The following is an 11,575-nucleotide window of genomic DNA, read 5'->3' as shown; positions in this document are numbered from 1 at the left end:
GCTCCGGCGGCGGCCTGGGCGGCGTGCCGGGCGGCGGCTCCGGCGGCGGCCTGGGCGGCGTGCCGTCGACCCCTCCCAGCAGCGAGCCGGGCTTCGCGGCCGACGCCCTCGACGGCATCAGCATCCCGGTGCCGGACGGCTGGAAGTCCAGCTACGACTCGTACGGTCTGCCGTCGCTGACCGTCAGCTCGTACCAGTGCCCCGGCGACACCTCGCAGACCTGCGTCCGCGGCGGCGTGAACTCCTTTCCCGCCGCAGCGATGCAGGTCCAGGCGACCACGGCGGAGGCCGCCGCCAAGGAGGACATCTCGGCGAACGCCACGGCTTCGTACGGCGCCAACGTCTACGGCGGGATCAGCTCCCACAAGGAGCTCACGTCGGAGGCAGTCACCGTCGCCGGCCAGAAGGGCTATCTGGTCCGCTGGCAGGTCGTCACCAAGAAGGGCGACGACGGCTACGTCGAGTCGCTCGTCTTCCCGTCGCCCAGCGACAACAAGCAGTTGGTGCTGGTCCGCTTCGGCTTCGACATCAACTCCAAGGCGCCGAAGCTGTCCGTGATGGACACGATCACCACGGGCATCAAGGCGACCGGCACCTCGTCGGGCACCGGCGTCTGACCCCTGCGGTCAGCCGAGCGCAGCGGCCAGCACCGCCGAGGCCTCGACCAGCGACGGCCCGTACCAGGTGAGGTGGCGGCCGCTGACCAGGGCCGCGGGGATGCCGGGGAAGGCCTCCGGGCCGTCGTCGGGGGTGAAGAGGTAGGGCTCGTCGGGGAGGACGACGAGGTCGGGGCGGGTGGCGTTGAGCTCGTCGACCGGGATGCGGGGGTAGCGGTCGGCGTGGTGGGCGTAGGCGTTGTCCACGCCGAGGCGGGCGAGGAGGTCGCCGGCGAAGGTGTCACGGCCGAGGACCATCCAGGGGCGGCGCCAGACGGGGATGACGGCGCGGCGCCGTACCGGTGGGGGCACGGTCCGCCAGGCGGCTTCGGCGGCGTCGAGCCAGGCGGGGCGGGGGAGGCCGCAGGCGTCGACGAGGACGCGGTGGAGTTCGGTGAAGGCCTGGTCCAGGTCGCGTACTTCGGTGACGAGGACGGTGAGGCCGGCGTCGCGCAGGGCGGCGAGGTCGGGCTCGCGGTTCTCCTCCTCGTTGGCGATGACGAGGTCGGGCGCGAGGGCGGTGATCGCCGGGATGTCGGGGTTCTTGGTGCCCCGGATCCGCTTGACGTCGAGGCCGGCGGGGTGGGTGCACCACTCGGTGGCACCGACCAGCAGGCCGGGGGCGGTGGCCGCCACGGCCTCGGTGAGCGAGGGGACGAGGGAGACCACGCGGCGTACGGTGGGGCGATCGGTCATCGCCCCACCGTATCCAGGCAGCCGTCTTCGTACGGATTCCTACGGTCAGGCAGCGATCGGGGCGAGCTTGTCGACGAGGCCGGGTTGCGTCTTCAGCCAGGCGCGTACGCCGTCCTGCTCGTGGTTCTGGCCGGCGTCCTGGATGGCCGCCTCCAGGCTGGTCAGTTGCTTCTCGTCCAGCTTGAAGTCCTTGAGCCACTTGGCGACCTGCGGCTCGTCGGACGCGAAGCCCTTGCGTGCCAGCGAGTGCACACCATCGCCCTGGCCCCAGGCGCCCAGCGGGTCCTTGAGCTTTTTCAGGGAGTACTTGCTGTAGGCCCAGTGCGGCGACCAGAGGGTGACGACGACGGGCTGCTTCGCCTTGATGGAGCGGTCGAGCTGGGCGAGCATGCTAGCGGTGGAGCCGGTTGTGACCTGGTACTCGCCGTCGAGACCGTACTTCTTGAGCACGGTGTCGTTGAGCATCTTCATCATGCCGGCACCGGGCTCGATGCCGATGATCCTGCCGCCGAACTCCTTGCTCTTGCCCTTGAGGTCGGCGAGGGAGTCGATGCCCTTGACGTACGAGGGGACGGTGAGCTCCAGCGAGGTGCGGTCGTACCAGGAGCCGTAGTCGTCGAGCCGGCTCTTGTACGTCTCCCAGTAGGACTTTTGGGTGGTCGGCAGCCAGGCGTCGGTCTCGAAGTCGACCTTGCCGGTGGACATACCGGTGTAGAGGGCGCCGACGTCGTACTGGGTGACCTTGGGGGCGAAGCCGCGCTGCTCCAGGATCTCCTTCCAGAGGTACGTGGAGGCGGTGCCCTCGTCCCAGGGGATGTAGCCGAGGTTGACCGTACGCCCGTGGCCGACGTTCTTTCCGGCGGCGACGGCGGTCCCGGTGGACGACGGGCCGAAGACGTTCATGCCACCCGCGACCACCGCGAGCACGACGACGCCGACCATCGCGACGGCGGTGTGCGGCCGGTAGGTCCATACGCGCGCCCCGCGCAGCGAGTTGGCGGCGGCCAGCGCGCGCCGGCCGAGGGGGGAGACGCGGCTGCCGAGCGAGCCGGTGACCCGGTCGAGGTACATGGCGAGGATGACGACGGAGATGCCGCCCTCGAAGCCGAGGCCGACGTTGACCTGGCTGATCGCGGTGAAGACCGACGAGCCGAGGCCGCCGCCGCCGACCATGCCGGAGATGACGACCATGGACAGGGCCAGCATGATGACCTGGTTGATGCCCGCCATGATGGTGGGCAGCGCGAGCGGGAGCTGGACGCGCAGCAGGGTGTTGCGCGGGCTGGTGCCGAACGCCTCGGCCGCCTCGACGAGTTCGCCGTCGACCTGGCGGATGCCCAGCTCGGTCATGCGTACGCCGGGCGGCATCGCGAAGACGATGGTGGCGATGATGCCCGGGACCTGGCCGACGCCGAAGAAGAAGATGCCGGGGATCAGATAGACGAAGGCCGGCATCGTCTGCATGAAGTCCAGCACCGGGCGCAGTACCGCGCCGACCGTGCGGTTGCGGGCCGACCAGATGCCGAGCGGCACGGCGAGCACGATGGTGATGACGGTGGCGACGAGCACCAGGGACAGGGTGTCCATGGCTGCGGTCCACTGCTGTACGGAGTCGATGAGCGCGAAGCCCGCGAAGGTGAGGATCCCGGCAGTCAGACCGCGCAGCCACAGCGCGAGGACGGCGAAGATGCCGGCCAGCAGCAGCGGTTCCGGTGCGCGCAGAACGGCGTCGAGGCCGTCGTACATGCCGGAGACGACGGTGGTGATGAGGTCGAAGAGCCAGGCGCAGTGGTCGCGCAGATACGTGACGCCACTGTCGACCCAGTCGCCGAGGGGGAGCCTAGGCATGGGTGACCTCCCCCGCGAGCGCGGCGAGCAGTGTTTGCTGCGGGATCAGCCCCTTCAGCTTGCCCTCGTCGGAGCGTACGGCGATGGGCTCGTCGCTGTCGGCGCTGAGCGCGCACAGGTCGGCAATGGGGGTGTCCATGGTGACGGACCGGCCGGAGCTGTCCGCGTCGCCGGCGCACTTCTCCATGACCGCGCCGGCGGTGAGGACCCGGGACCGGTCGACGTCCTGGACGAAGGAGGCGACGTAGTCGTTGGCGGGCCGGAGGAGGATCTCCTCGGCGGTGCCGATCTGGACGATGCGGCCGTCGCGCATGACGGCGATGCGGTCGCCGAGGCGCATGGCCTCGTTGAGGTCGTGGGTGATGAAGACGATGGTCTTCTTGAGCCGCTTCTGCAGTTCGAGGAGCTGGTCCTGCATGTCGCGGCGGATCAGCGGGTCGAGGGCGCTGAAGGACTCGTCCATCAGCAGCAGGTCGGCGTCGGTGGCCAGCGCGCGGGCCAGGCCGACGCGCTGCTGCATGCCGCCGGACAGCTCGTCCGGCCAGGATTTCTCCCAGCCGGCCAGGCCGGTGAGTTCCAGGGCCTCGGTGGCCCGGCGTTCGCGCTCGGCGCGGTCGACGCCCTGCACTTCGAGGCCGTACGCGGCGTTCTCGAGGACGCTGCGGTGCGGGAAGAGCGCGAAGTGCTGGAAGACCATGCTGATGCCGTGCGAGCGGACGCGGCGCAGCTCGCGCGGGCCGAGGGCGGTGAGGTCGTGGCCGTCGAAGAGGACGCGTCCCGAGGTGGGTTCGAGCAGTCCGTTGAGGGTACGCAGCAGTGTGGACTTGCCCGATCCGGACAGGCCCATGACGACGAAGATCTCGCCTTCGCGGACATCGAAGGTGGCGTCGATCACCGCCGCCGTGGTGCCGCTGTCGCGAAGTTCGGCCCGGTCGGCTCCCTCCTCAAGCCAGCGGACGGCCGTTTCCGGTCGCCTGCCGAAGATTTTGTACAGATGCTCGACTTCCAGCCTGGACACATACACCTCTGGGCTCGTACCAAAAAGCGACCCGCCGCCCCCGCTGGCAGGTCGTGGAGCGTTCCTGGCCCGCTCCGGGCCTGCGGCTGCCCCGGCAGAAGCGGAGCAAACCATTCCGTGACCGAGGTCACCTGGCGGTGCCTGTCGGTGCCGTGCGGCATCATCAAGGGCGTGACGAAGCGACGCCTGATGCTCCTGGACACGGCCAGCCTCTACTTCCGTGCGTACTTCGGGGTGCCCGACTCGGTGCGCGCCCCGGACGGCACCCCGGTGAACGCGGTGCGCGGGCTGCTGGACTTCATCGCCCGGCTGGTCGCCGACCACTCCCCCGACGACCTCGTGGCCTGCATGGACGCCGACTGGCGCCCGCAGTGGCGGGTGGACCTGATCCCCTCCTACAAGGCCCACCGGGTCGCCGAGGAGGTCCCCGAGGGCTCCGACATCGAGGTCGTACCGGACACGCTGTCCCCACAGGTGCCGGTGATCGAGGCCGTCCTCGACGCGCTCGGCATCGCCCGGGTGGGCGTGCCGGGCTACGAGGCCGACGACGTGATCGGCACCCTGACGGGCCTGGCGGCCGGCCCGGTGGACATCGTGACCGGTGACCGCGACCTGTTCCAGCTGGTGGACGACGTGCGCGGGGTGCGGGTGCTGTATCCGCTCAAGGGCGTCGGCAACCTCGATCTCGTGGACGGGGCCTGGCTGCGCGCCAAGTACGGCGTCGACGGCTCGGGCTACGCGGACCTGGCGCTGCTGCGCGGCGACCCGAGCGACGGCCTGCCGGGGGTGCCGGGGGTCGGTGAGAAGACGGCGGCGAAGTTTCTCGATGCGTACGGCGATCTGGCCGGGATCATGGCGGCGGCCGCGGACCCCGCGTCCAAGCTGACCCCGGCGCAGCGCCAACGGCTGCTGGAGGCCCGGGATTACGTCGCCGTGGCGCCGAAGGTGGTGCGGGTGGCGGGTGACGTACCGCTTCCGGAGTTCGATCCGGCGCTGTCGGGCGAGCCGAAGGACCCGGAGGTGCTTGAGGCGCTGGCGGAGCAGTGGGGCTTGGGGGGATCTTTGCAACGACTGCTGACCGCATTGGGTTAGGCTTACCTAACTCAATACACGGGAGGGCGACATGGCAGATCGTCCGGCGCGCAAGCCGCCACAGCTGCACCGGGGGCGCGTCGAGCGCGCTGAGCGACTCACCCCGCACATGATCCGCGTCGTCCTCGGCGGCGACGGGCTCGCGAACTTCGACGCGGGTACGTACACCGACCACTACATCAAGCTCCTCTTCCCGCTGGACGGCGTCGACTACGGCGAGCCCTTCGACCTCCAACGGATCCGGGCCGAGCTGCCCCGCGACCAGTGGCCGCGGCAGCGTACGTACACCGTGCGGCGCTGGGACGCGGACGCCCGCGAGCTCTGGGTCGACTTCGTCCACCACGGCGACGAGGGCCTGGCCGGGCCGTGGGCCGCCGGCGTACAGCCCGGCGACGAGCTGTTCTTCGGCGGGCCCGGCGGCGCGTACGCCCCCGCCGAGGACGCGGACTGGCATCTGCTGGCCGGTGACGAGAGCGCGCTGCCGGCCATCGCGGCCGCCCTGGAGCGACTGCCGGCCGGTGCGGCGGCGTACGCCTTCATCGAGGTGGACAGCCCGGCGGACGAGCAGAAGCTGGAGACGCCGACCGGGGCCGAGGTCGTCTGGCTGCACCGCGACGGCGCCCCGGTGGGGCAGAAGCTGGTGCGGGCGGTGTCGGAGCGGGACTTCCCGGCGGGCGATGTGCACGCCTTCGTGCACGGCGAGGCGGGCTTCGTGAAGGAGCTGCGCCGGGTGCTGCGGGTCGAGCGGGCAGTCCCGCGCGAGCGGCTCTCGATCTCCGGCTACTGGCGACTCGGCCACGACGAGGACGGCTGGCAGTCGTCCAAGCGGGTCTGGAACGAGCAGGTCGAGGCCGAGCAGGAGACCGCCGCCCGTTAGGCCCTGTCGACGCGGCAGCCCGGCGGGTACGCATGGAGCCTCCCGGGCCTGGACGGCGCTGTGCTGCCGACCCTGTCGCGTATGCATGACGCGGACATGCCCACAACCTGTCGCCTGGATGACGAAGGCGCCAAGAGGCAGGACCCCCTTGGCGCCTTCGATCACCAACCGTCAGACCGACTTCTGGTACGTACGGAAGGTGCGGGTCGACAGCCACACCGCGGCGACCGCCGCCGGCCCGTCGTCGGCGCGGGCGCTGAGCCGGACACCGTCGAGAACGGCTTCCCGTACGCCGGCGAACTCGGCCAGCGCGGTCTCCAGCAGCTGGGCCTCGACCGGGCCGAGCCACGGTGAGGACTTCGGAGCCTGGCCGACACGGATGCGTCACGCGGCCGAAACGCCACGCCTCTAATTTCTGTCGCCCGACAGGAATCAGCAGGAACCAGCGACAGGGGTCCGACATGACCGCCACCGCCCCGCCCGACGCGACCCCCGGTCCGGCCGGCGACACCGAGGATGCCGCTGCCCTCGCCGGGTTCGGGTACCGGCAGGAACTGCACCGCAGCCTGGGCCGTTACGCCTCCTTCGCCGCGGGCTTCTCCTTCATCTCGGTGCTCACGACGGTGTTCCAGTTCTTCGCCTTCGGTTACTCCTTCGGCGGCGGCGCCTTCTTCTGGACCTGGCCCGCCGTGCTCATCGGCCAGCTCCTGGTGGCCGCCTGCTTCGCCGAACTGGCCGCCCGCTACCCGATCTCCGGCGCGATCTACCAGTGGTCGACACGGCTCAGCACGCCGGCCTTCGGCTGGTTCGCCGGCTGGATCATGGTCATCGGCCAGGTCGTCGTGGTCGCGGCGGCGGCGCTGGCCTTGCAGGTCGTGCTCCCGGCAATCTGGTCGGGCTTCCAGATCGTCGGCGGCGACCCGGCGCCCACGACGTCGACCGGGGCCGCCAACGCCGCGCTGCTGGGCGTGATCCTGCTGGTCCTGACCACCATCGTGAACATGCTCGACAACCGCATCATGTCGGCGATCAACCGGGTCGGCGTCACCGCCGAGATCATCGGCGCCTCCCTCATCGTCGTGCTGCTCTTCACGCACGTCGAGCACGGCCCCGGCGTCACCCTCCACACCGGCGGCCAGGGCGGCGCGATCGGCGCGCTGCTCGTGGGCTCCTTCACGGCCGCGTACGTCCTCATCGGCTTCGACAGCGCCGGAGAGATGAGCGAGGAGACCCACGCCCCGCGGCGCACCGCGCCCCGCACCATCCTCACCGCGCTCGCCGCGGCCGGCGTACTGGGCGGGCTGCTGCTGCTAGCCGGCCTGCTCGCCGCGCCCAGCCTCACGGACGGACGGCTGGCGACCGAGGGCCTGAGCTACGTCCTGACCAGCAGCCTCGGCAACGGGGTCGGCAAGGCCCTGCTGGTCGACGTGACCATCGCCATCGCGGTCGCCACCCTGGCCATCCAGACCGCCGGCTCCCGGATGCTCTTCTCCATGGCCCGCGACGGCGTCCTCCCCTTCTCCGCCGGGCTCTCGAAGGTCTCCGCCCGCACCGGCGTGCCCGCCGGTCCCGCCCTCGTCGTGGGCGGCGGCGCGGCCGCGATCTGCCTGCTCAACTTCCTCTCCCCGGACGCCTTCCTGGCCATCGGCACCACCTGCATCGCCATGCTCTACCTGGCGTACGCCATGGTCACCGGCCCCCTGCTGCTGCGCCGCCTGCGCGGCGGACTCCCCACCGGCGGCACCGACGAATCCGGCCGCCCGCTCTTCTCCCTCGGCCGCTGGGGCATCCCCGTCAACGCCCTCGCCCTCGCCTACGGCCTCCTCATGACCGTCAACCTCGCCTGGCCCCGCGCCGCCGTCTACGACCCGACCGGCGGGCACTGGTACTTCCAGTGGTTCACTGTGCTGTTCCTCCTGGTCACCATAGGCGCCGGGGCCCTATACCGGTGGCGGAGTGCACAACGCGTGCACTCGGCTGAAGAACTCGCTCCGGCTCTCCCAGAACCGATTCGATAGCCGCCGCGGTCGTGTCCTCCTCGGTCGGCCAGAACCCGACGTACTTGTCGAGAGTGATCGACGGCTCCGAGTGCCCGAGGCGGACCTGAACCAACTTCACGTTCTCCCGCCTCGTGATCAACGTCGTGGCGTAGAAGTCCCGGAGACTGTGAAGCGTTCACTTCTTCGGGACACGCACGTCTGTCCCCCTCGCCACGAGAAGCTTGTCGGCATCCGCACGGATGCGCCCCCAGATGCGTGACCATGTCGACCGCCGCATGGGTTGCCCGTGATCGTCCGTGAAGAGCAGACGTGCAGTTCGCACGTGTGGGTTGAGCGGGTCGGTCCGGTCCTCGATCCTGACCTCGACGGGCGAGAACTCTGCGACGTGCATCGAGACCGCGGTGTTGGGGGCCGGTGGGTCGTCCGGCGGTGCCGGTGTTGTCGCCGGTACGCTTGCGGTCGAAGTCCTGGAGGTCGTTGCGGCGGAAGGCGGGGGATCTGCCGGCCGGTGGGGCCTTCGGCGGTTCCGGCCGGTTCCGGGAAGTAGCCTGGGTTGCCGCCCAGGTATTTGCGGATGACGCCGGGGCCGGCGAAGTGGAACCACTGCGCTGTACCGTGTCGATACCGATCCGGGCCAGCCGCAGGGCGGATTCCCGCGCACGCCCGTCGGTCGTGATGACGATGATCTGGTCACCGTGCCGGAGCACCATGCCCGCTGTTTCCGCGAAACGCCCGTCGAGACCGACGTTGACCGCTCCGCGCAGGTGCCCGGCCGCGAACGTCTCCGGATCGCGCGTGTCGAGGAGGCGTACACCGCGGGCGAGGGCGTCGCGAAGTCGCGGACCGGTCAGTTCGTCAACGGTGATCTGCGGGTCGAAGACAGGGCTCCGCTACGCGCTCAGCCCGACCGAGGTCGCAACGTGACGGCCGGTCCACGGGAGACGGACGGGCACGTGGCGGTGGGGAGCATCGTCTCGTCGGCCCGGCTGCATGACACTCAGGTCCACCATCAGGTGGTCGTCTCCAAGGCCGCTATCGCCCAGTCGTGCATCTTCCCCGAGTGGTACAGCAATGGCCGTGCGCCGGAGCGGTGGACGGTGTGCACTCGCGCGAGGAGGATGACGTGGTCGCCACCGTCGTAGATGCGCGCGATGTGGCAGTTCAGCCACGCGGCGACGCCCTCCAGCAGCGGGACGTCGTGGGAGCCGGGCTGCAACTCGACGCCGGCGAACCGATCCTCCTGGCGGCTGGCGAAGCGCTTGGCCAGCCATGCCTGGTCGTTGGCGAGCACGTTGACACCCATCCGTCCGCCGACCCGGAAGGCGGGCAGACTGCTGGCGGTACGCGCGACGCACGCCAGCAGCAACGGTGGATCGAGTGACACCGAGGCAAACGAACTGATCGTCAGCCCGATCGGATTGCCGCCCGACGTAGTGGTGATGATGGTCACGCCGCTGGGAAAGGAACCGGCTGTTTTCCGCAGCGAGTTCGGGTCGACCTGGTCTCCGCGGGTCCACTCACCGGTGAGGGCGTCGTCAAGAATCTCGGCCGCGGCGACAACGGTGCTGTTCACGAAGGATCTTCCTTTCGGGGGAAACAGGCCTGGGTCAGTAGCGTCCTGATACGGGGGTCGGACAGGGCAAGCGCTTCGTCGTCCTGCGCGCGCAGCATCCGTCGCAGGTCTTGGAGCTGCTCAAGGAAGATCCGGCACGGTGGACATTCCTCGAGATGGCGCACGACCTGCGCGTCCCATCCCTCGTCGTCGATTTCGAGCAGGTCGTCGACGAGGGGAAGGAAGTCGATGCAGTCGATAGCAGCAGCGCCGGCCGCGTCGAAATTGTCAGCGATCTTCACAACCAACTCCCTGATTCACTATCAGGGCATCCTCGCCCGAACTGGTAACACTCAATGTAGGCGCGGAGCTTCGCTCGGCCGCGGTGCAGCAGAATGCGCTGATTGCCCGGATCGAGGACGAGGAGATCGCACACCTCCTCGGCACTGAAACCCTCCACATCGCGCAGCAGCACCACGCTCCGCTGCCTCTGCGGCAGTTTGTCCAGCGCCTCGAGCACCTTGTGCCGAAGCTCCGCAGTGACCGCGCGCTCTTCGGGTATGAAACGAGCGGACGGCGGCACCGACCAGTGACCCGCGTCTGGATGACCGGGCGGATGCAGGCGGCCGGCGAGCGGACCGCCTTCGTCCGTCGCCTCCTCGGTCTCGACGGTGCGGCGTCGGGTCTCGCTTCCGAGCGCCTGACGCGCCTTGTTCCGCAGCACCGCGTAGATCCAGGTACGCAGAGTCGAGCGGCCCTCGAACGTGTTCGCCACTTTGAGAACGGCGATCCATGTCTCCTGTACCACGTCCTCCGCGAGGGCAGCCGGCACGATGGTGCGGGCGAAGCGGAGCATGCCCGGATACAGCGACGCGATCTGCTCCGCGAGCAGCAGCCGGTCCCCGGCAAGTTCAGCGTCGTCCGACGACCCCGCACTCATCTCGGCCGGTTCACCGATCATTGCCCGCATGAGGCCAACTCCCAGCGGAGCTGCGACTCCGAGGGGGATTGCACGGGGATGAAGGCGGCTTCGCGATAGCGACGGCTCGTACCCGAGCTGCTGGCATAGCCCTTGCCTCCGGCAGTCTTCGCCTCGAGCGTCGCCGCACCGGTGGCCACCTCGGCAGCGGCCAGACGCATGGCCAGCAGCTCCGCGCGGGTCGCCGGGACGAGTCCCCCGACACTGTGCGCCGCCTTCATCATCGCGACGTTGACCAGCGCCATCTTGCCCACCATCGATTCCACCTCGGTGGTGAACACCGAGTTGACGCCAACCAGGGACGCCCGCGCGTTGGCCAGACAGGTGCGGGCCAACCCGAGGCACATCGCCGTCTGCAGCACCATGAATGTGGGCCGCACCGAAGTCAGGAAGGCGTCGAAGTCTCTCGTCAGCACCTGCTCGGTGCCGATCCGGACATTGGTCAGGGACAGAAACAATGAGGCGGTGCTGCCCAGTGCCAGAAGGGAGAAGGACTTACCGACCTTGATCCCGCCAGCGGCGAGGGGCAGCGCGACAATGATCTTGTCGCCCTTGTCGGTGCGCGCCCCGGTGACGAGCAACGCGTCGGCGTAGAGGTTGGACGCCCACCGGATCGGCCCGTTCAGCAGGTAGCCGTCACCGTCTTCAGTCGCGGTGATCTCGAGCGTGCCGCAGCCCGCGAGATCACGGAACGACGACGCCATCCCGGTGATCCCGGGTGTCTGACCGGAACGCAGCTGAGCGAGCATGCTCTCCGAATAGCGGGTGGCGGCGACGGTGAGGTACTCGATGGTCATCCGGTGGGCCCAGGTGGTGAACGCCGAGCTCATACACCGTTCCGAGAGGCTTGAGGGAAG

At 69.5% G+C, this 11,575-nt stretch carries 12 protein-coding genes and 1 pseudogene; 5 read left to right on the top strand and 8 right to left on the bottom strand.

Going from position 1 to position 11,575, the window contains the following annotated elements:
• Positions 1-617: hypothetical protein (locus EFK10_RS47475; RefSeq protein ID WP_164836032.1), on the top strand; the 617-nt coding region annotated here is incomplete at its 5' end.
• A 9-nt stretch (positions 618-626) separates the two neighbouring features.
• On the opposite strand, the gene EFK10_RS17755 is transcribed toward EFK10_RS47475, so the two are convergent.
• The 3 genes from EFK10_RS17755 to EFK10_RS17745 are packed head-to-tail and all read right to left on the bottom strand — an operon-like array spanning position 627 to position 4,218.
• Positions 627-1,352 (bottom strand): helical backbone metal receptor, encoded by a 726-nt coding sequence (locus tag EFK10_RS17755; RefSeq protein ID WP_127356650.1) that lies wholly within the window; start codon positions 1,350-1,352, stop codon positions 627-629.
• A gap of 45 nt (positions 1,353-1,397) precedes the next feature.
• Positions 1,398-3,200: an ABC transporter permease/substrate binding protein gene (locus EFK10_RS17750; protein WP_127356649.1), complete on the bottom strand. Its 1,803-nt coding sequence runs from the start codon at positions 3,198-3,200 to the stop codon at positions 1,398-1,400.
• Positions 3,193-4,218 carry a quaternary amine ABC transporter ATP-binding protein gene (locus EFK10_RS17745; protein ID WP_127356648.1) on the bottom strand — a complete coding sequence of 342 codons (1,026 nt, stop codon included), beginning with the start codon at positions 4,216-4,218 and terminating at the stop codon, positions 3,193-3,195. The genes EFK10_RS17750 and EFK10_RS17745 overlap by 8 nt, the downstream gene beginning before the upstream one ends.
• A 189-nt stretch (positions 4,219-4,407) precedes the next feature.
• On the opposite strand from EFK10_RS17745, the gene EFK10_RS17740 reads away from it, so the two are divergent.
• From EFK10_RS17740 to EFK10_RS17725, 4 genes are all read left to right on the top strand, one after another.
• The gene (locus EFK10_RS17740; RefSeq protein WP_127356666.1) at positions 4,408-5,310 is read left to right on the top strand and encodes a 5'-3' exonuclease; all 903 of its coding nucleotides are present in this window, start codon (positions 4,408-4,410) and stop codon (positions 5,308-5,310) included.
• 31 nt (positions 5,311-5,341) lie between these two features.
• Entirely contained in the window at positions 5,342-6,187 is an 846-nt protein-coding gene (locus EFK10_RS17735) for a siderophore-interacting protein (protein WP_127356647.1), read from the top strand.
• A 96-nt stretch (positions 6,188-6,283) separates the two neighbouring features.
• Positions 6,284-6,541 carry a hypothetical protein gene (locus tag EFK10_RS48720; RefSeq protein ID WP_206305488.1) on the top strand — a complete coding sequence of 86 codons (258 nt, stop codon included), beginning with the start codon at positions 6,284-6,286 and terminating at the stop codon, positions 6,539-6,541.
• Positions 6,542-6,648: 107 nt separating this feature from the next.
• The gene (locus EFK10_RS17725) at positions 6,649-8,205 is read left to right on the top strand and encodes an amino acid permease (RefSeq protein ID WP_127356646.1); all 1,557 of its coding nucleotides are present in this window, start codon (positions 6,649-6,651) and stop codon (positions 8,203-8,205) included.
• A gap of 611 nt (positions 8,206-8,816) precedes the next feature.
• Here the strand turns inward: EFK10_RS17725 and EFK10_RS17720 are convergent.
• From EFK10_RS17720 to EFK10_RS17700, 5 genes and pseudogenes are all read right to left on the bottom strand, one after another.
• Positions 8,817-9,038 (bottom strand): annotated as a pseudogene (locus EFK10_RS17720) (rhodanese-like domain-containing protein); the annotation flags it as partial.
• 158 nt (positions 9,039-9,196) lie between these two features.
• Positions 9,197-9,760 (bottom strand): flavin reductase family protein, encoded by a 564-nt coding sequence (locus EFK10_RS17715; protein ID WP_206305487.1) that lies wholly within the window; start codon positions 9,758-9,760, stop codon positions 9,197-9,199.
• The gene (locus EFK10_RS17710) at positions 9,757-10,041 is read right to left on the bottom strand and encodes a hypothetical protein (protein ID WP_127356645.1); all 285 of its coding nucleotides are present in this window, start codon (positions 10,039-10,041) and stop codon (positions 9,757-9,759) included. Before EFK10_RS17710 ends, EFK10_RS17715 begins: the two co-directional genes overlap by 4 nt.
• Positions 10,038-10,709 carry an RNA polymerase sigma factor gene (locus EFK10_RS17705; protein WP_127356644.1) on the bottom strand — a complete coding sequence of 224 codons (672 nt, stop codon included), beginning with the start codon at positions 10,707-10,709 and terminating at the stop codon, positions 10,038-10,040. The genes EFK10_RS17710 and EFK10_RS17705 overlap by 4 nt, the downstream gene beginning before the upstream one ends.
• Entirely contained in the window at positions 10,697-11,548 is an 852-nt protein-coding gene (locus EFK10_RS17700) for an acyl-CoA dehydrogenase (protein WP_127356643.1), read from the bottom strand. The genes EFK10_RS17705 and EFK10_RS17700 overlap by 13 nt, the downstream gene beginning before the upstream one ends.
• Positions 11,549-11,575 lie beyond the last annotated feature (27 nt).

It is taken from the genome of Streptomyces soli (assembly GCF_003999195.1).
GTDB lineage: Bacteria > Actinomycetota > Actinomycetes > Streptomycetales > Streptomycetaceae > Actinacidiphila > Actinacidiphila soli.
The sequence above is the reverse complement of the archived record's forward strand: the minus strand, read 5'-3'. Positions and strand labels throughout refer to the sequence as shown.